Source organism: Shewanella sp. ALD9 (assembly GCF_002836315.1).
Classification (GTDB): domain Bacteria; phylum Pseudomonadota; class Gammaproteobacteria; order Enterobacterales; family Shewanellaceae; genus Shewanella.
The window spans coordinates 170,662-189,681 of record NZ_PJCD01000041.1 but is presented as its reverse complement, the minus strand read 5'-3'; the positions used below and the strand labels follow the sequence as shown (position 1 = coordinate 189,681).

The window sequence follows — 19,020 nt, the reverse complement described above, 5'->3', positions numbered from 1 at the left end:
TAGGCTTTTTATTTAAAAGAGTAATTCTACAGCCTCAACGCCTCAATAAGAGGCGCCGTAGGCGTCCCACTTTATTGACTTGATACATGGCGATTACACCAGCCACTGATAGATTGCTACACTACTGATAACAGGCAATGTTAGGATGATTAAAAATGATCCAAGACAACCGCTGGATGAGCCTCCTCGAGAATAACTTTGAGTTTCCTCTCTCGGTTTGTTTCTGAGCCAGTCCTTGTGGCATTTGTTGCAGAATAATCTAGTTATCCCCCTGTTCCATGCCTCTACAGTTCTAGGATTAAACCTTTCAACGGCTTTGCAATTAGTGCAAGAATAATGATCTTGTTTTGGTTTTTTATTACGACCAGAGAATAAAAAAGCGACTATGGCTGGAATTGCATATGGCCATACCTTCTCAAGATTATTGAATAGATAAAACTGGTATCCGGTGTAGCTTAATGAAGAAAGAATTATGATCATTAATAAGTAATCAAGGACATCCTTTTTTGGTGGATCAACTTTTATTCGTTTGGTGTTTTCAGTGCTGTTTGTTGGAGATAGCCCATCGATAGAAACAGAAGATGCTTTGATTTTTCCATTCTTATCCTTGCTTAGTTCAAAATCAACACTGTCTCCAACTTCAGGTCTGCGACCTCTTGTTCTGATAGTTGAAACATGGAAAAAAACTCTACTTTTTTTGTCTGAAATAGAGATAAATCCAAAACCTTTTTCATCATTCCACTGACTAATCTTACCTTTCATATACTATTCTGATTACTCCTGAATTTGATTAAGCCATGTGACGCAAATTAATCATGCCACCCAATTTTATGATTTTTATTGCAAATAATAAGGGTGGCTTTTTTAGCTTAAATTCTTGATCTGTTATTGACTTGATAAAGAGTAACATCTCAAGTATTGGGGCTGGCTCAACACTTGAGATAAGGACGCAGCTTAACGCAGCCGATCCCTATTTGTTAGGTTGTTAGGCTGTTAGGCTGTTAGGCTGTTAAAATAACCAACCAGTAGGGTTCTCAATTGGTTTTTCCAGTTCAAGTGCTTTCATGCCCTTGAGTGAGCGAATTATTAGCCAAACCGCCCAGAATAAGAATACAAACCACCCAATGATAACTAAGGATAAAATTGAGCCTAAGAAGATATAAATAGCACCAATCCAAAAAGTCCTAATTTGAAACTGATAATGGGTTTTTAACCACTCAGGGGCATCACCTTTATTGATGTAAGCCATTACTACACCGATTATACCTGTAATACCAAACAATAAACCTACCATGTAAAGTAAGTAAACTATTTTGGCTTGTTCCTTAGTCGTTGGAACATTTTCTACTACTTCACTCATCTATTTTATCCTTTAATTGTGATGAATTTTATAATTGATTCTTCAATATTTGTTGAACAAGAAACTATGCCTCTCATTTTTAAGACAATTAACATAACTGCTTTTAGCGTTGATTGCGATAGCTTTCTGACTATTCAAATGTAAAAATTGAACGAAAATCATCAACAAACTGAGTGGCATATGGAAACTGATGAGCAATACGGTTGAGTTAAAGCATTCGCGGCTTGGTTGATATCAAGCACAAAATGAGGTTATTGTTTCAGTGTGATCTCTAGTTTTAAAGGTTAAGTCTTAAGCACACAACCCGCGTTGGCAGTTCGATGATCCTTGTGCTCGCTTTCGCTCTAGATGTTCGAAATATTCTGTTAAAGCTGGTAATGCCTCGAAAAAAACTTTAAATAATGAGCCAAACTCAGTGGTGATTTTTAGCCCGTTTTAAGCGGAAATATTAAGTCTATTGAGAATGTCTTGGCTACCTGAGCTAATAGCACTGCGCTTATCCTCTCGAATAATTCGCCCTGTATTATCTACCTGCACAATATAATCGTTAACGCTGAGCACCAATCCTTTAGGCATATCCTGACGTTCATTACTGACACAAGCCAATAAGCCTGCTGGTTGTTTACCTTTTATCGCTGAGTTAATTCGGCGTTAAATACAGGTGTAATAAGATATTTCTACTATGGTAGTCATCTTGAGCCGGATGTGCCTTTCTGTTAGTGAATAGATCTCGACATAAGCCATAAAGCCCACCCTGCCGCTTCATCTAATAACGCTTGGTTTTTTATAAAGGAATAGGTAAATCTGCCCTCCCACAAATTAGTCGGGAACGAGTAAAATCTGCCAGTACACTTATCTTCTTTGTTGGCCATTGGGGCAAGCGGCTCATTCAAGAAACGCATAAGCCAACTCATTCCAAGCCCACTCATTAAAGTGGGCTTCTATTATAAGTCTTTTGAACAAATTATAGGCAACTAGAGCGAGTTGAGCTCAACTTATTCACTTAAAAAAGAAGCTAACTCATCAACATGAGATTGAGTTTCATTGATGAGTAGGCCAATTTGAACCGCGGCGTCATTTGACGTTTTCGCAAGATTACGAACTTCGTCCGCAACAACGGCAAATCCACGTCCGGCTTCACCCGCTCTTGCTGCTTCGATGGCTGCATTGAGGGCTAATAGGTTTGTTTGATCGGCGACCGCATTAATAGTCGTTACCGTATTTTGAATTTTACTCAACACAGTAGACATCGCATTGTGCGTTTCGGTCACTAACTTATTACGAGAAGAAACATTACTGCCAAAAACAATATACTTAGAAATATTTCCATTCAAATCCGTAATTGAAGAAATAACACAATCTAAAATCACTTCAGTGCCTTGATGAATCAGTTTCATCATGACTGCTGTCGGTTCGCCTCGTTGGATCATCTGCGTACGAGAATGGTCTAAGTGGTCTTTTAAATTTCCCACTACAGTTTGCATTTTTACATCGTCGTGTAAATTTAACTGCTTTTTAGTATAGTCATTAGCTGAAATAAACTGACCACTTTGGTTAAACTCTAACACAGCCGAATGACTGCTTATTGCATCTCTTTGATTAATCTGTTCTAACACAATACGTTTGATTTCACGCACATCAGAGCTCACACCAACAAAGCCTGTGTGCTCACCTTTTTCATTAAAAATCGGATTTACTGCCAATACAATCCAATATGGCACCCCATGTTTATCAAAATTCAATATCTCCTCATAGAAGGCTTGTTTTGCTTTGAGCTTTTGAGATATGCGCTTAATCGTCTCTTTGTCGGTTTGTTCACGTTGCAAAAGTATACCGGGCTTTTTTCCCTTAACCTCTGCAAGGCTCAAGCCTGACAGTTTTTCAAAACCCGGGTTTACATATTCGACTAAACCATATTTATCAGTGATCAATACACTAGTGCTAGTATTACTTACCACCTTTGATAACATTTCGAATTGCTTTATATGCTGGTTTTGCTCTTGATGGGATAATACATAGACTATGAGTTTTTGATTACCAGAATCAATTTTGTGGCGCGCCACACGAAAATAGACCTTATCTTGCTCAGATAAACAAAGTAGTTGATCTTTACTGTTAAGCCCGTTTTGTAACGTTTTCTGCAAATTTATATCTGATTGATTTAAATAAATAAAATCAGTGTTTACGGGATCCAGATTAGCTGTTACTAACTTTTCATTGTTATCAAATACAACATAGGCCTTGCCACTAAAAGCTAATAACTCTTGCCACACACTTTCATTTAATAACGGTGTTAATACAGCATCAAACGTATAAAGTGAGCAAGACTCTAAGTTTTTATAAGTGAGTGAGATAACTTGCTGACTAACGTGTAAGTTTTCATCACAGCGAATAGTTTTGCTACTACTGTCATAACGAGTAAGTAACAAATTAAAGGTTTGATTATGACCAGCTTGTTTTAAGCGCTGGCTTAATTGGTTAAAAGCATCATTAACGGCAATAATATTCTGCTGAGCATCGACCACAACAGCAGCTGACTGATGCGTGGTAACTAGCTGCAATGCCAGCGCTTTCCTACTAATTTTTGAACTAAACCACATAATAGATCTCTAATAAAAAAGTAACAGCGTCAATACGTTAGTCGAGCGCTAATCGATCACTATTTAGGACTCTGTAATTGGGATCATCGCAATAACTGGTTTGGTCTTTAAATTATTAGATTAAATATATAACGGGTAATAAATATTACTCCGCGTTGAGAAAAGAAACCAAGCCGGCCATTTTTATGATAGTTGAGCAGTACACTCTTAACTGTAGTTGCCACTCACTACCGGATAACTAAATACCGCCGCACAAAGCAAATATCCGCTTACCTCCTATACTGATATCTAAGACACACAGTCGTGTGCCAGTAACCTTAGGTTTTATAAAAAACTGTCGCTTGAATAAGCGAGGAGGAAGCATGATTAATCACGTTTGGGGACTTGTACATCATCCTGATAAAGAATGGCGCGACATAAGTAATGAACATGAAACAGTCAGTCATTTGTACAAAAATCATGTACTGTGGTTGGCGGCGATTCCAGTGGTCAGTACCTTTATTGGTACCACACAATTTGGTTGGACTTTTGGTGGTGAAGACACAATCAAGGTCTCAATGGAGAGTGGTTTAGGCCTGGGGATTTTATTTTATGCGTTAATTTTAACGGCAGTGACAATAGTCGGTAGTTTGATCCATTGGTTGGCACGTAAATACCCTAACTGCCCAAGCAGAAATGAATGTATTGTCTTTGCTGGTTACATGGCTACACCGATGTTTTTAAGTGGCTTGTTTGCTATATACCCTATGATTTGGTTGTGCACACTCGCCTGTATTATGGGCATCTGTTATACCGGCTATTTACTCTATAGCGGTACACCAAGCTTTTTAGGCATCAGCAATCGACAGGGTTTTATTATATCAAGCACGACGCTAGCCATTGGTGTATTAGTTCTAGAGGTTTTACTGGCCGCCGTTGTGCTGCTGTGGAGTCTAGGTGCAGACAATACCATTATCTGGAACCTGTTCAGATAGGCCATATTTTTTGAGCCCATCGACGGAAAACGCCTTAACAATTTGACCAAAGATACGTGAGCCGTTCAGTATTAAGTCATCAGGAGATGCATTATCTTCTGATGACTAACCAAAGAAATGAACAGCTTTTTATTGAGATTAAGCAAACAAGATACCTGTATCGTAACGTCTGAATGCTAGGAGCAGTAAAGAACCAAAACCTATTAGCTAAAACTACCATCATACTATTGTCGCCACACCGCCTAAAAACCGTCAATAAGCCTTCATTTCAAATCCGCGAGTTTATCATTCCACAAAAAATGCATCTTACCTTGTGCAGAATCCAGCGAGCAATTTTTGGATAAAAACCAACCATGCACACCATTTTATAGCGAAAAACATCGTCAAATAATAAATGCGCTGTCGTTATCTGCCGACTTTAGGTGTTTAAACCTATGGCCTAGTGTTCTAAGGCTGAATGAACAAAATACTGATAATAATGATGATTTAATGGCACTCAATCAATAGGTTGAGTTGGGCGTACTCTCAGGGTTAACTTCACCATAAACTTCTTCAGGATCAACATCATTAATCAGTAATATTTCCCTAACGGTTTCAATGTGATCTAATATTTTTTGGTAGCTGTCACCATACTCATACTTAGTCACTTCAATTGATTTAGGCATGTAGGTAAACGCAATTTTCAATGCGTTTAATGCAGACTCACTCATTTTGTCACTATTTACTTCACTATTTACTTCACTCATAACTTCCCTCATCTGATTACTTATAACTTCCCCCATACAAACAGTCCTTATCTAATTGTTGGAATTAATAACATCTTACTTAACTATTCTGCCATAAGGTAGAGTTGCGATTGATTGTGTCAATAAACACATAAGCAAGGTAGGAGTTCAACTATGCTCCCCTCTTTTCTAGCTAATCAACTTAACCTCTTTCAACTCAGGTTACGATAGGTTTTATGCTCGCTTATTAATGTATTAGTTAATTTAATCAGGGTGTTGGGGGTTAATTGCATACAAAAACACTCAGAAGCATAGCGGCCAAGCAAACTTATTGTTCTGCAAAATACCAATACTATAGTCACCTTTAAATAACAATAAAATCAGCAGCTTGATTATATGCACATAAAACCTAAACGCTCTTGTAATCAAATTGTAACCGAAGTGTTACTTAACGTTCATTGTAAACCTCTATGTTATGGCCAGGTTCTCAAATAACTTAACTACAACATAGGGTAATATGAATATGCTCAAACAAGGCTTATCAGTGGTTATCGCTAGTATATTGTCATCGGCAACATACGCAGGTTCTGCAACCGCAGCGACAACGACTGACACACAACTCAATAATGCTTGGTATAAAGACGGCCAAGCAACCATCACTGAAAAATTACAACAATCAAGATCAACAAGAGCAAAAAATGTCATCTTGTTTGTTGGCGATGGTATGGGGATTTCTACACTTACCGCAGCTCGGATTTTAAAAGGGCAATTAGCCGGTAATTCTGGTGAAGAAGGTTATTTAAGCTTTGAAACATTTCCTTATTCAGCTTTAGTTAAAACCTACAATGTAGATGCACAAACACCAGATTCAGCAGGCACCATGACAGCCATGATGAGCGGCTTAAAATCAGACGCTGGTGTTCTGGGTGTTGATGAAGACGTCGTTCGTGGTACTTGTGCCTCAGTCAAAGGCAATGAAGTGGTCACGGCCTTGGAGTTAGCCGAAATAAAAGGCTTATCGACGGGTGTGTTATCGACCGCACGTATTACTCATGCTACGCCAGCCGCCACTTATGCAAAGTCAGCAGACCGTAACTGGGAAGATATCTCAGACATGGATATTGACAATAATGCTGAACGTGCAGATTGCGAAGATATCGCATCACAACTGGTTAACTTTGAAAAAAATCTAGAACAACGTTACACCGGAGTTGATGTAGACGGCATTGATGTTGTGATGGGCGGTGGTCGTCGTCATTTTTTACCTAAAGATGCCGCATTTAATAGTGTCGATGCCGTTAGCGCGATTGAAGGTGACCGTACCGATGGCCGCGATTTGACCGCAGAATGGAGTGCTATGTATCCAAATGGTCAATACGTTATTGACCAAACTGGATTTGATGCCATTGATACAGAATCCACTGAACGTGTTTTTGCTTTATTCAATGAGTCGCATATGCAATACGAAGCCGACCGAGCCAATGATATTGCAGGCGAACCCAGCCTGTCTCAAATGACAGAAAAAGCCATTAAAATACTTGATAACAATCCAAAAGGTTATTTCTTAACGGTTGAGTCTGGCCGAATTGACCATGGTCATCATGCTGGCAGTGCAAGCACAGCGCTTAATGATGCTATTGAGTTTTCCAATGCCGTTCAAGCGGCATTAGATGCAACAAATGATGAAGAAACGCTAATCATTGTCACTGCCGATCACAGCCATGTGTTTACGATTGCTGGCTACCCAAAACGTGGTAACCCTATTTTGGGTAAGGTGGTTGGTATTGGTGCGACTGAGCCTAGCGAAGATTCTGCTGGTAATCCTTACACCACTTTAGGTTATAGCAATGGACTTGGTTTCAGAGACTTAGGGGCTGAAACAGATGGCGACGCATCTTATGCTGCTGCAGCTGTCGCAGGCCGTCAAGACATCACCGCAATCGATACAACAACCTCTGGTTATCACCAAGAAGTGACGGTGCCATTAGATAGCGAAACTCACGCGGGAGAAGATGTGGCTATTCATACATCAGGCCCAGGTGCGCACTTAGTTCAAGGTACAGTTGAACAAAGCGTTGTATTCCATTTAATCAATCGTGCTCTTGGTTTAGTTGGTCAATAGACCCTATAAGGTTTTTATGATGAATAAATTTATATTATCAACATTAACAGTTTCTTTGGTTTTGGCATTATCAGCTTGTGGCGATAACGGTGACAATGGCACCGATGGAACTAACGGCATCAATGGATCTGATGGCTCAAATGGCTCAAATGGCTCAAATGGCACTAATGGCACTAATGGTACTAACGGAACCAACGCATTAATTACCCAAACCCCCTTAGCGGTAGGTAATGCTAATTGTCTCAATGGTGGTGTGCAAATCGACTCGGGTATCGATGCAAATGCTGATACCGTTTTAGATGCGTCTGAAATAACATCAACTCAATATGTATGTTCGCCTGCTGCGACCACAGTAAACGATACCGAACTGCTAACCAGTTTAAATAACTCATGGTTTAAACAAGGCGCTGCCGAAATAGAAACGGCAGACGATGTTTGGAATAAAATTGATAGCCAATTAGCAAACAATGCCAACGTATCGATTGCAACTGCATCTACCGCAGCAGAAATAACCGCACTTAAAGGCTCAGCTAAAAATGTGATTTTATTTGTTGGTGACGGTATGGGTGTTTCAACGGTAACCGCAGCGCGTATTTTAGATGGTCAGAATAAAGGCATGATGGGTGAAGAAAACCAATTAAGCTTTGATAAGTTTCCATTTTCTGGTTTAGCAAAGACCTACAACGTTGATGCACAAACACCAGATTCTGCAGGAACAATGACAGCGATGATGTCGGGCGTTAAAACAGATGCTGGCGTATTAGGTGTTGACGAAGATGTGGTTCGTGGCAATTGTGCTAGCACTAAAGGCATTGAGATGATCACTGCCTTAGAATTAGCTGAGATTGCAGGTAAATCAACGGGTGTTATCTCAACCGCACGTATTACCCACGCGACACCTGCTGCAACTTATGCAAAGTCAGCAGATCGTAACTGGGAAGATATCTCAGATATGGATATTGCCAACAACCCTGAGCGCGCTAATTGTGAAGATATTGCATTACAGTTAGTCAATTTTGAAGCCAACTTAGAAGCTCGATATGCCGGTGTAGATGTTGATGGTATTGAAGTGGTTATGGGTGGTGGTCGCCGTCATTTTTTACCTAAAGATGTAGCATATAACAGCAATGACGCAGTCAGTACCATTGAAGGTGACCGTACTGATGGCCGTGACTTAACCGCCGAATGGCAAGCGAAGTATGCAACAAGTGCTTATGTATTTGACCAGGCTTCATTTAATGCTATTGACACTGAAACAACACCGCGGGTATTTGGTTTATTTAACGAATCGCACATGCAATACGAAGCTGACCGTAAAAATGATATTGCCGGTGAACCTAGCTTGTCAGAAATGACCGCCACTGCCATTAAGGTGCTTGATAATAACGACAAAGGTTTCTTCTTAACGGTTGAATCTGGTCGAATTGACCATGCTCACCATGCCGGCAATGCTTATAACGCGCTAAATGACGCTATTGAGTTTGCTAAGGCTGTGCAAGTCGCGGTTGATGCAACAAGCCAAGAAGACACCTTAATTATTGTTACTGCTGATCACAGCCATGTATTTACCATTGCAGGCTACCCAAAACGCGGTAACCCAATCTTAGGTAAAGTGGTTGGTATTGGTGCGACTGAGCCAAGTTTAGCCTCAGACGACATGCCTTATACCACAGTAGGTTATACCAACGGCCTTGGCTTTAGAGATTTAGGCACACAAACCGATGCTGATGCCAGTTATGCAGCTGCTGCAGTAACAGGCCGCGTTGACTTAACCGATATTGATACATCAACCGCAGGGTTCCACCAAGAGTCGCTAGTGCCACTCGATAGTGAAACACATGCGGGTGAAGACGTTGGTGTTTTTGCTGTAGGACCTGGCGCTCACTTAATTACAGGAACTAACGAGCAAAGCTTAATATTCCATGTGATGGATTACGCTGGCAATCTTTCTGGTACCCCCCAGTAAAGTCAGCTAAATAACCTGAACGTGAGATAAATAAGTAAAAAGTCATCAATAAAGAATAGGGGCTTGCCCCTATTCTTTAACTTTTAGCTTGCGCCTTGATACTTGACCAGCCAATAAGACAAAACACATGAAAACTCTATTGTTACTAACCGCTATCACTTTCCCGTTATTTGCATCAGCAAGTGACACTTGCCAATCAACTGCCTTCATGGCGACCTATAACATTGAACAAACGACTCACGATGCAGCATCAAACAAACAAAACCAACTGGTATTATTAAGAGCCCAAAATTCTGTATTTCATATCAACAATCAACAAGTCGCAACACAATGGACCACACTGCCACATAATCACATGAAAAAAACCTCATACTTCATCGATGACAAACGCGCCATTGAATATGAAGCAACCAAAACGATATCTAATCAAGCATGGCAATATCATGCACAATTACTCCATCCATTATTTCAAAAGCAGTCAACACTCATTGAAACTACTGGACAAGATTGCGATAAACTAGAACATTATCAACAACAAACAAATACAAAAACGGTTGATATATGGTGGTTTCCAGCAAAAAAACTAGTACAACGCATTAGTACTACATTGTCAGATAAAACTGAATCTGCAGATAAAGCCGTAAATTGGCAATTAACTGAGGTGACTTACGACAACAAAATGATTCAACAACAGCTAGATACATTCTCTGCGTACCAATCTACTGACTTTGCTGATATTGGCGATAATGAATCTGACCCGTTTTTTAGAAAAATGATCAACTTAGGTTTTATTGAACACAGCGCTTCAGGATTTTATGACAGCGAAGGAAATTCATTATCGTCAGCACATCAGCATTAACATTGGCCATCGTACTGATGAACTTATGGGCTTCATTTATCTCCGCCCTCCCCGCTTCTATATAAGATAAACAAAGCAATAGCCATGTTATTTTGTCTCGCCATCACAGGGAAGTGAAGCGTTACCCTTAATGCAGCTGATTCAACGTAACGCTGTAGCAAAGTGATGAGATAAGGCTTACTCACTCACATGTTGACCACATTTTCTAGAAGTTGCGATGTTAATGAACAAGCAAATATGACCCCATCACTGTCTGTGTCTGTGTCTGTGTCTGTGTCTGTGCAATGTTTATCACTGCATAGACATTGTTTTACCCCAAATATATCAACACACTTGATTGCATCTGCTAATACCTTATGGTTTCTACCCAACTTTATCACCTGCCGAAAAATTGAATATTTCTCATTGATAGGTGTAAAATCAGTGAGTTAATGTTATTTTGCTTCGCACAAAGGATTTTCACCGTAAAAGCCAAACCAATTAAAAGGATGTTTCTTAGTATGAAAAACAATAGTACGAAAAACAAAATCATCGCGTTATCTCTGGCACTCGCTATTGCCCCTTCTGTTTCTTATGCCCGCGACGATGTCGGCAGTTATTCGGTAGCAGATGCGCTGAGTACAGAACACGCAAAAAATAAACTTGGCAGCAATGTAGCCTTTTATTTTGGTGATCAAGCTTATTCTGAGCCAGTAAAAATTATCGGTGAATTCAGTGCTAATAAAAAGACTAATGCTTTTAATAAATCTGATATCGAAGCTTGCCATTGGGTATTTCTATCGGCAATGATCGCGCTAAAAGAGCGAGCGATTAAAGAAGGCGGTAATGCTGTTGTTGAAATCAAATCAAATTATAAAAACAATCTTACTAGTAGCAATGACACTTTCCAGTGCGGTGCTGGCAATATTGTTGCAGGCGTTGCACTAACTGGTAAAGTGGTTGAATTGTAAACATCTATTTTTTCGTAAGTTTTTCATTCACAGAGCCAGATAGGGTTTAATACTATTAACTGGCACTCAAAGCCACTGAATTACAGTGGCTTTGATTAACTGTTTAAGATTATAAGGATGAAGCGATTTCACTTTGAGCAAAACTTTTCTGCATGAATTTATCAATACTATTGTATAGCGCTTGTTGTGTAATGATGTAGTTAAATCCATGTACTTCATTTTCAAAAAACATAGACTCATACGACTTGCCTAATTTATCTAACACATATTTCAATCGAAAATAATGTTCCGAATCGACTACGCGGTCCCTCCCGCCTTGAGCAATAAAAATTGGAATAGATAATTCATTCATTCTATACACCGGTGAATACTCAATTAAGGTATCCCAAGATTCATTTGGGTCACCAAGAATATCGATCAAAACTCGCCGAGAATCATCTTTTTCAGAAATATTATGATCAGAAAACAGTAATGGTATGTCTGTCACACCGGCATAAGAGATGGCACATTTATATAAATCTGGTCGTCTTATAGCACTGATTAATGCAGAGTACCCACCATAACTGATCCCAAACACACACACTTTTTGGCCGTCAATATCATCTCGAGCAATGACTTTGGTAACGGCAGACTCAATGTCATCTTCTATTAGTCGGCCCCATTGACGCTTGCCACTATTAAGAAATTTTTTGCCAAAGCCTGATGATCCGCGATAATTTGGGGTTAATACTGCATAACCTTTTTGAACAAAATAATGTACATCAACTGAAAAGTGTCTCGTATCATTAACACCTAACGGTCCACCATGAGGCATCACAAGCAAGGGGACGTCTTTAGCGGCAGAATTGCTTGGCATCGTTAAATAAGATTCAATTTCAACACCATCGGAAGAAGTCGATTTAATCACTAAACTTTTGCCTAATGAGTATTGATTTAACCAAGGTCGCTCTTCACCTATAAGCTGGCTTTTACCTGTTTCGGCATCGAATAAATAATAAGCAGAAGGTGAATCGATCGATTGGCTAATCGTCACTATTTTTTGGTAATCTTGATCAAAGTGAATAACATAATTGTCTTCTTTATCTCCTTTACCCTCAGATGTACCAGTATATGTTGACAACTTATTGTCATAATTTTGAACTAACACTCCACCGAGCATATAGGTGTAACCTATGATGCTGCTGTCGTAAGGGTTTTGAATAATGCCGACAATATCACGCCCTGGCAGACTGTAAACTTCACCAGTAAAAGTCTTAGACTGAACATCATATCGAGATAAGCTTTGATAACCATTTTGCTGTTCGGATAACACTAATAATTCATTTTTAGCATCATCAAACCATACTGGTATAAATTTAGTTTGATCATCTTGCCGCCAAACTTGTTGCCACTTACGACTGTCAGCTTTTTTAACATGAACCTCTGTTACGCCCCCTTTGCTAATAAAATTAACGTTAGGTTCACCAAAAGGATTAAGTAACCATGCTCCTTCAGGAAATGGGCCTATTGATATACTCTTTTTACTGCGAAACTGCGCTTCAAAAGCATCATCAGTTACATTAATAGTAAATAAATGTGCTTTGCCATTTTTATAGCGCTGGGCGATAAAAATATCGTCAACCGCGAGTAATGGATCAAATAAGTAAGTTTGTTTTAGTAAAGCAACCTGAGTGACGCTATTGGCTGCATCAACTTTGTAAATCAATAACTGGATACCAGAATGGCGATCAAATGTCGTGACACTAAAATACTCTTTACCTAACCAGCCAAAATCACTAATGGACCTTCTAGATTGCTGGCTAAAACTAATCACCTTGGTATCCCAACTAAAATCTGTGCCAGCAAGTATCACTGTATAATTGTTATCGACCAGTTTTTTATATAGTAAATGTTGCCCCTGCGGACTTAACTTCGGTGCAACGACATCTGGATTTCTGAAGAAGTCGTCTTCAAGGCTTGCTGCGACGGTCATCGAGAAAAACGATAATGCAATAAGAATACATTTAATCAGCTTCATAATTGATTCCCTTCAATTGCTTTAGCATATTCAAAAAAGTGGTCTTTTTCTTTGCCGGTGTAGTTCAAATTATATTGAGCCAATACTTCAGGATAGCTAGATTCCATGTATTCCAGGGCTTGGCTGGCTTTGTTATTAAAATAGAACCTAGCACCACCAATCAAGTAATTTAAGCTGCCATTCATCTCGGTATACATTGAAAGATGGCCTGCATAATTGATTTTCCCGGCCTCAACATTAATCACGTACTTCTGATCCGCTAAGTCAATATAAGTCTGTTTTCCTAGGTACACGCGATTCCAAGTGTAGCTGCCTGCATCTACCACTACGAGCCAGTAATTATAGTTTGACTTAAGTTTTTCAAACCTTAAGTCCGACAACCATCCTTCACTGTCTAACGTAATATGACTCGGTACGTAACCTTGCTCAATTTTCATAGCAACAAGAATATATCCCTCATCTTTACTCAGTTCGGTTAGGCAATAACCCAATGTTGAAACGCAACATAAAACCACGCAAAATGCGCTTTGCAGCAATCGTCGATATCCTTTCACACAACAACTCCTTGTTGACTTGTTATTCTTATTAATGAAATGAGTAAACAGCTGATTTCACCATTACTTTCAACCTTTTCACCTCAAAAATATAACAAATAAACTATTGAAATAAAATATAAATTCTGACTACTGGAGTAATTTGGTTGTCATCACAAATTAAATATCACCTCTATTTGAAGTAAATTTATCTTTCATGAACAAATTTACGCTATCCTTAGCCCAAATGTTCAACTGCAGCCCTTAAATGCCCACCAATATCATTACCATGTTCCCTGAGTCGTCCGATAAATCATCGACTCCCGCAACAATAAACTCTGTAGAGCAACCGGCTGTGACCTGTTCAAATTGCCAAGCCTGTTGTTGCCGTTTAGAAGTGATGTTAATAACCGAAACCGGTGTGCCTAAAGTGTATATAGCCAAAGATAATTGGGGCGGAGAAGTCATGCGCCGACTTGATGATGGTTGGTGTGCAGCACTAGACCGAGACACTATGATGTGTTCGATTTACGAAGTTCGGCCACTGATTTGCCGTGAATTTGAAATGGCTGAATACGAATGTGTTTCTGAACGCGAAGCCTTTGGTATTTAACCGCCTAAGAATACGATGTTAAATGCAATGCAATTACATTTAACATCGACAAACTGCTCGATAAAACCAAGCTGCCCCAAAGACTACAATCGTTTAGTTTGATGACTGATAAAATGCATCAGGTAACTTCCAGCTAATGACTTGCTGTTGCCCCTGCCAATTTTCAATGGTTAACCACGCCTTGTGTTCTGCGGTTAATACTTCTGGCGCAATAGCATGAACTTCTTGTCCATGCTGACTGCCATGCAAGATACCTGCATCGCCCATTTGCAGTGTTTCTAATGGTAAGGGCTCTGTGCCAATATTTAAATATGCTTGACGGATCTTGTTTACCTGCCCCTGACTAAACAATAATAAAAAATCTTTAGTGTAGGTACCATCGTGAAGATATGGCGGATCAAGATTATACGGCATAGGTGTTATTTCAAAAGCTCCGACCGCTTGAGTTTCCCATGCATCAGGGAATTGCGGGAATAAAGACTGATATAGAAAATAACAAACTAGCACTAGCATTAAGCCATTTATTTTATACTTGTAACGATTCCATATGGTGTTTTTAATGCGGGCCATTAGTTACCTTCCTGCTCGACAAGTTGTGGGTTGTGTGTTGCCAACGGAGCATCTAGGTCGGTTCTGGCGGCTTTTACGGTTCGACTTCCCCACATTAAAAATCCTGTGATAGACATCCCCGTTAGAAAAATGCCGAAGATAAACCAAATCACTTTTGTCCACAGCCCGCCTATTGTGCCGTAATGCAGTGGATCAGCAATATGCGAAAGCGTTTGTAAGGTGGTCATTGCCGCTGGCGATCTTTCACTTTCAATGGTGCCGCTCCATGGATTCACTGTCACGCCATAAGCGTACTGGTCATAGAAAATATGATCTCCCTGGCCATACACCTTGTAAGTATCTCGTTGGTGCTCAGGAAGCATAATGTAGGTACTTTTAAAGCCTGGGAATTTTTGCTCGGCCACTTGCAGCGCATTAGATAATGTATACGGTCTAATAGGAGCATCATTTGCTGATGTAGGCACTTGGCTTGCCTCAATTAAAGGTGCATGTGGCTCCAAATCTATGTGGTTGTGCCACAAAATCGCTTGGGTTAAATACCATAAACCGGTAATGCTCATCAGCATTAAAAACCACATTGACCACACACCTGCCAATCGATGTAGATCTGCAAGCAACGTTTTTTTACCTTGATTGATACGTAATTTAGGCTGGATAAATGAACGCCAAAACTTTTTATAAATCACCAGTCCAGATATCAACGCCCCCAACATAACGATGGCCATAAAACAGACAATGTAATAGCCGACACTGTAATTAACATGCCATGGAAACAGTAACCAACCGTGTAAGGAGCGCATAAAATTAGTGAAGGTCATGCCAAGATTAATTGCTTGTATTTGGCCGGTGTATTGATTGACATAAGCAATGGCAAAAGGCGCATCGCTATCGTTAAAAATAACCGCATTAACCAGATAAGACTCAAAGCTCATCACTGTGGTGATGTTTGCTGTTGGGTGCGCTTGTTGCACAATTTTAACAAGTTCCGACATCGGCTTTTCAGCCAGATCTTGTGGGTTACTTGCACGAGCGTCAGGATTAGTGAGCCAGGTTAATTCATGGCTTATCACTGAAATTGTCCCCGTTAGGCACACAAAACAAAAAATTATCCATACGGGTAATGAAAACCAGCCATGAAGCTTAAACCAAAATCGATTACTACGTTTTGCCATCTGATGTCCAAATTTGTCCGCTGTCTTTATAGATATTAATTTTCCACACATGCTAATACGATTGATAACCAATCTCAACAACTATTGAGTGATAATTATTATCAATTGTAAATTTTGCGTTAATGCTCACATTTCAATCAATCTAGCCTCGGTCGTGGTTGCTAATGATAATCATTAGCAATAATCTTAGCGTCTGATAAGCGCTATGGTTCGCCGTTAATAATATTCATCATTAGAAAAAGACACAGATAAGGCACAACATGAAACCTAAACATACCTTTGCACTTTCATCATTAGTTTTGGCAATGGGCTTTCTAGTACAGCCCATTGCCCTTGCAGCAGAACAACAACAAAATGCTGACAACAATGATCAAAACATAGAAAAAATTCAAATCTTGGGTGTTCGTTATAAACGCGTTAGCCAAGGCGCGACTGGGTTAACTATGGAGATTGATGAGACACCGCAGTCAATCAGTGTGGTTACCAACGAGCAGATAACTAATTTTGGGGCCAATAATCTTAACGACGTACTTCGTCTTGCGACGGGTATTAATGTTGAAGAATGGGAAACAAACCGCACACAATATACTTCTCGCGGCTTTGAAATTAAAAGTACCCAAATTGATGGCGTCGGTTTGCCCAATGACTGGGGGATCGTCACTGGTGCAATGGAAGCTTATGGTTATGAAAAAATTGAAGTTATTCGTGGAGCTAACGGGCTACTAACCGGAATAGGTAATTCTGCTGGTACCATTAATTATGTGCGTAAACGCCCGACTAACGAAAATGAAGGTGAAGTAGGCATCTCATATGGCTCAGATGACTTTAAGCGCGTACAAGCTGATTACTCTGCCCTGTTAACAGAAAGCGGTAGTTGGGCTGGTAGAGTTGTTGCGGTAGTAGAAGACAAAGGATCATACTTAGATGGCCTAGAAAACGATCGTGGTTATATTTACGCTGTCGTTGATGGCCAATTAACAGATAACTCAACGCTAACATTAGGGTTTTCATACCAGGATGCCAACACAGACGGTAATACCTGGGGCGGATTAGTATTTAACTATACTGACGGCACCCAAGCTGAATGGGATACCAGCGCTAGCACCACACAAGAGTGGACTATGTGGGACACCATCAATACAACCGCATTTGTTGAGTATACTTACATAATGCCTAACGACTGGGACCTTAAAGTTGCCTATAATCATCAAGGATTAGAAGATGAAAGTAAGTTATTTTATGCTTCTGGAACCATTGATAAGGACACAGGCTTAGGATTAAATGGTTGGCCTGGTCGCTACGACACTGAGTTTTCAGCCGATATTTTGGACATCACCACTATTGGTCATTATGGATTATTTGGTCAAGATCACGAACTGACCTTAGGGTTAAGCGGTTCTCAAAGTAAAAAATACATGTACCAACACCCATTTGATTTTGCAGCGACTCCAGCATATGGTCCCACGCCTGCTTTCCCTTACGATCTCAATGCGATCCCTGAGCCTGAATGGGGCGATAAAGTGGAGTACTCTGACATTGATGTAAGCTTACTTCGCGCCTATGGTTCGACTAAGTTCAATATTAATGACAGCCTATTCGTAGTTGCAGGCTTTAATGCGATTAAATATACCCGCGAAGGTATTAATAGCGGCGTTGATATCGACAACGACGAAAGCGAGTTTAGCCCTTATGCTGGTGTGGTTTACAGCATCACAGAGGATATCAACACTTACTTCAGTTATTCAGACATTTACCAACCGCAAGAGCAGTATGATTACGATGGGTATTTTTTAGACCCCACTAAAGGCGTCAATTACGAACTTGGGCTTAAAACCCTATGGCTTGATAATGATTTAATGGCTACCTTTGCACTATTTAGTGCTGAGCAAAATAACCTCGCTAGCTACGCCGGCCTTAATGCCAACGGAAATTACTATTATAAAGGTGCCAATGTCGAATCGAAAGGCTTTGAAGTCGAAGTCACTGGACACATAACAGACAATCTCAATGCCGTATTAGCTTATACGCTGCTAGATGTAGAAGATGAAGATGGCGCTGAGGCAAATGAATGGGCAGCCCGAAACGTTGTTAACTTTTCGATGGATTATACCTTGCCACAATTGCCAGAAGTAAGCGTTGGATTGGGCGGCAGATGGCAATCTGAAACCAAAAATGTTGATTCTAATGTAGAACAAGATGCCTATTTAGTCGTTAACGCTTTCGCAAGTTGGAATATTTCTGAAGACCTAAATCTGAGAGCTAACATTAATAACCTCACCGATGAAAAATACATTAACAGCTTGGCCACTATCGGTTATTACGGCGCGCCTGTGAATGGTTCGGTGAACTTAACTTATCGCTTCTAGGTAAGATTAAAATATTACACCACAGAGACTAAGATTGAAGCAATAAGCTTAAGTATTCTACTGTCATACGTTTGTTAGTACATCAATATAATCAATGTAGTTGACCACGATAGCAGACATTATATTGATTGATTAAAAACCTCTTTTTTATGAAAATAAAAAGAGGTTTTTCTTTTTTACGGCTGATGCAGAA

16 protein-coding genes are annotated in these 19,020 nt (G+C 39.8%); 7 read left to right on the top strand and 9 right to left on the bottom strand.

Features of this window, described 5'->3' with window-relative positions:
* Positions 1–93: 93 nt before the first annotated feature.
* The 4 genes from CXF88_RS17535 to CXF88_RS17520 all read right to left on the bottom strand — a co-directional run bounded on the left by CXF88_RS17535 (position 94) and on the right by CXF88_RS17520 (position 3,960).
* Positions 94–762 (bottom strand): cold shock domain-containing protein, encoded by a 669-nt coding sequence (locus CXF88_RS17535; RefSeq protein ID WP_101087948.1) that lies wholly within the window; start codon positions 760–762, stop codon positions 94–96.
* Between the two features lie 247 nt (positions 763–1,009).
* Positions 1,010–1,360 carry a hypothetical protein gene (locus CXF88_RS17530; RefSeq protein WP_101087946.1) on the bottom strand — a complete coding sequence of 117 codons (351 nt, stop codon included), beginning with the start codon at positions 1,358–1,360 and terminating at the stop codon, positions 1,010–1,012.
* A 435-nt stretch (positions 1,361–1,795) separates the two neighbouring features.
* Positions 1,796–1,936, bottom strand: coding sequence for a hypothetical protein (locus CXF88_RS22130; protein WP_242445191.1), 141 nt, complete (start codon positions 1,934–1,936; stop codon positions 1,796–1,798).
* A gap of 419 nt (positions 1,937–2,355) precedes the next feature.
* Complete coding sequence (locus CXF88_RS17520; protein WP_101087944.1) at positions 2,356–3,960, bottom strand: methyl-accepting chemotaxis protein; 1,605 nt, start codon at positions 3,958–3,960, stop codon at positions 2,356–2,358.
* A 362-nt stretch (positions 3,961–4,322) separates the two neighbouring features.
* Here CXF88_RS17520 and CXF88_RS17515 point away from each other — a divergent pair, with 362 nt between their 5' ends.
* The gene (locus CXF88_RS17515; RefSeq protein WP_101087942.1) at positions 4,323–4,934 is read left to right on the top strand and encodes a Yip1 family protein; all 612 of its coding nucleotides are present in this window, start codon (positions 4,323–4,325) and stop codon (positions 4,932–4,934) included.
* Positions 4,935–5,434: 500 nt separating this feature from the next.
* Here the strand turns inward: CXF88_RS17515 and CXF88_RS17510 are convergent, their stop codons facing one another.
* The gene (locus tag CXF88_RS17510; RefSeq protein ID WP_101088214.1) at positions 5,435–5,680 is read right to left on the bottom strand and encodes a penicillin-binding protein; all 246 of its coding nucleotides are present in this window, start codon (positions 5,678–5,680) and stop codon (positions 5,435–5,437) included.
* A gap of 496 nt (positions 5,681–6,176) precedes the next feature.
* On the opposite strand from CXF88_RS17510, the gene CXF88_RS17505 reads away from it, so the two are divergent.
* The 4 genes from CXF88_RS17505 (at position 6,177) to CXF88_RS17490 (ending at position 11,556) form a co-directional block, all read left to right on the top strand.
* Positions 6,177–7,781, top strand: coding sequence for an alkaline phosphatase (locus CXF88_RS17505; RefSeq protein ID WP_101087940.1), 1,605 nt, complete (start codon positions 6,177–6,179; stop codon positions 7,779–7,781).
* A gap of 16 nt (positions 7,782–7,797) precedes the next feature.
* Complete coding sequence (locus CXF88_RS17500) at positions 7,798–9,747, top strand: alkaline phosphatase (protein WP_197708464.1); 1,950 nt, start codon at positions 7,798–7,800, stop codon at positions 9,745–9,747.
* A 127-nt stretch (positions 9,748–9,874) separates the two neighbouring features.
* Positions 9,875–10,606, top strand: a complete 732-nt coding sequence (locus CXF88_RS17495; RefSeq protein ID WP_101087938.1) for a hypothetical protein — start codon at positions 9,875–9,877, stop codon at positions 10,604–10,606.
* A gap of 500 nt (positions 10,607–11,106) precedes the next feature.
* Positions 11,107–11,556, top strand: coding sequence for an excinuclease (locus CXF88_RS17490; RefSeq protein WP_101087936.1), 450 nt, complete (start codon positions 11,107–11,109; stop codon positions 11,554–11,556).
* A gap of 109 nt (positions 11,557–11,665) precedes the next feature.
* Here CXF88_RS17490 and CXF88_RS17485 read toward each other — a convergent pair whose 3' ends face one another.
* Both CXF88_RS17485 and CXF88_RS17480 read right to left on the bottom strand, forming a co-directional pair.
* Positions 11,666–13,573 carry a prolyl oligopeptidase family serine peptidase gene (locus CXF88_RS17485; RefSeq protein WP_101087934.1) on the bottom strand — a complete coding sequence of 636 codons (1,908 nt, stop codon included), beginning with the start codon at positions 13,571–13,573 and terminating at the stop codon, positions 11,666–11,668.
* Positions 13,570–14,127, bottom strand: a complete 558-nt coding sequence (locus CXF88_RS17480; RefSeq protein ID WP_101087932.1) for a hypothetical protein — start codon at positions 14,125–14,127, stop codon at positions 13,570–13,572. Before CXF88_RS17480 ends, CXF88_RS17485 begins: the two co-directional genes overlap by 4 nt.
* Positions 14,128–14,395: 268 nt before the next feature.
* On the opposite strand from CXF88_RS17480, the gene CXF88_RS17475 reads away from it, so the two are divergent.
* A complete protein-coding gene (locus CXF88_RS17475) occupies positions 14,396–14,719 on the top strand; it encodes a YkgJ family cysteine cluster protein (RefSeq protein WP_101088210.1) in 324 nt (107 codons plus the stop codon).
* A gap of 93 nt (positions 14,720–14,812) precedes the next feature.
* Here CXF88_RS17475 and CXF88_RS17470 read toward each other — a convergent pair whose 3' ends face one another.
* Together CXF88_RS17470 and CXF88_RS17465 are read right to left on the bottom strand one after the other, a co-directional pair.
* Positions 14,813–15,289 (bottom strand): hypothetical protein, encoded by a 477-nt coding sequence (locus tag CXF88_RS17470; RefSeq protein ID WP_101087930.1) that lies wholly within the window; start codon positions 15,287–15,289, stop codon positions 14,813–14,815.
* Positions 15,289–16,461 (bottom strand): PepSY-associated TM helix domain-containing protein, encoded by a 1,173-nt coding sequence (locus CXF88_RS17465; protein ID WP_101087926.1) that lies wholly within the window; start codon positions 16,459–16,461, stop codon positions 15,289–15,291. Before CXF88_RS17465 ends, CXF88_RS17470 begins: the two co-directional genes overlap by 1 nt.
* A 260-nt stretch (positions 16,462–16,721) precedes the next feature.
* Between CXF88_RS17465 and CXF88_RS17460 the strand changes: the two genes are divergently transcribed.
* Positions 16,722–18,827, top strand: coding sequence for a TonB-dependent siderophore receptor (locus CXF88_RS17460; RefSeq protein WP_101087924.1), 2,106 nt, complete (start codon positions 16,722–16,724; stop codon positions 18,825–18,827).
* Positions 18,828–19,020: the final 193 nt, after the last annotated feature.

What these genes read in the sequence shown, in the direction of transcription:
- CXF88_RS17505 (WP_101087940.1), top strand. Translation starts at nt 6,177, where the DNA reads ATGAATATGCTCAAACAAGGCTTATCAGTGGTTATCGCTAGTATATTG.
- CXF88_RS17515 (WP_101087942.1), top strand. Translation starts at nt 4,323, where the DNA reads ATGATTAATCACGTTTGGGGACTTGTACATCATCCTGATAAAGAATGG.
- CXF88_RS17520 (WP_101087944.1), bottom strand. Translation starts at nt 3,960, where the DNA reads ATGTGGTTTAGTTCAAAAATTAGTAGGAAAGCGCTGGCATTGCAGCTA.
- CXF88_RS17495 (WP_101087938.1), top strand. Translation starts at nt 9,875, where the DNA reads ATGAAAACTCTATTGTTACTAACCGCTATCACTTTCCCGTTATTTGCA.
- CXF88_RS22130 (WP_242445191.1), bottom strand. Translation starts at nt 1,936, where the DNA reads ATGCCTAAAGGATTGGTGCTCAGCGTTAACGATTATATTGTGCAGGTA.
- CXF88_RS17475 (WP_101088210.1), top strand. Translation starts at nt 14,396, where the DNA reads ATGTTCCCTGAGTCGTCCGATAAATCATCGACTCCCGCAACAATAAAC.
- CXF88_RS17465 (WP_101087926.1), bottom strand. Translation starts at nt 16,461, where the DNA reads ATGGCAAAACGTAGTAATCGATTTTGGTTTAAGCTTCATGGCTGGTTT.
- CXF88_RS17490 (WP_101087936.1), top strand. Translation starts at nt 11,107, where the DNA reads ATGAAAAACAATAGTACGAAAAACAAAATCATCGCGTTATCTCTGGCA.
- CXF88_RS17510 (WP_101088214.1), bottom strand. Translation starts at nt 5,680, where the DNA reads ATGAGTGAAGTAAATAGTGAAGTAAATAGTGACAAAATGAGTGAGTCT.
- CXF88_RS17530 (WP_101087946.1), bottom strand. Translation starts at nt 1,360, where the DNA reads ATGAGTGAAGTAGTAGAAAATGTTCCAACGACTAAGGAACAAGCCAAA.
- CXF88_RS17535 (WP_101087948.1), bottom strand. Translation starts at nt 762, where the DNA reads ATGAAAGGTAAGATTAGTCAGTGGAATGATGAAAAAGGTTTTGGATTT.
- CXF88_RS17500 (WP_197708464.1), top strand. Translation starts at nt 7,798, where the DNA reads ATGATGAATAAATTTATATTATCAACATTAACAGTTTCTTTGGTTTTG.
- CXF88_RS17470 (WP_101087930.1), bottom strand. Translation starts at nt 15,289, where the DNA reads ATGGCCCGCATTAAAAACACCATATGGAATCGTTACAAGTATAAAATA.
- CXF88_RS17485 (WP_101087934.1), bottom strand. Translation starts at nt 13,573, where the DNA reads ATGAAGCTGATTAAATGTATTCTTATTGCATTATCGTTTTTCTCGATG.
- CXF88_RS17460 (WP_101087924.1), top strand. Translation starts at nt 16,722, where the DNA reads ATGAAACCTAAACATACCTTTGCACTTTCATCATTAGTTTTGGCAATG.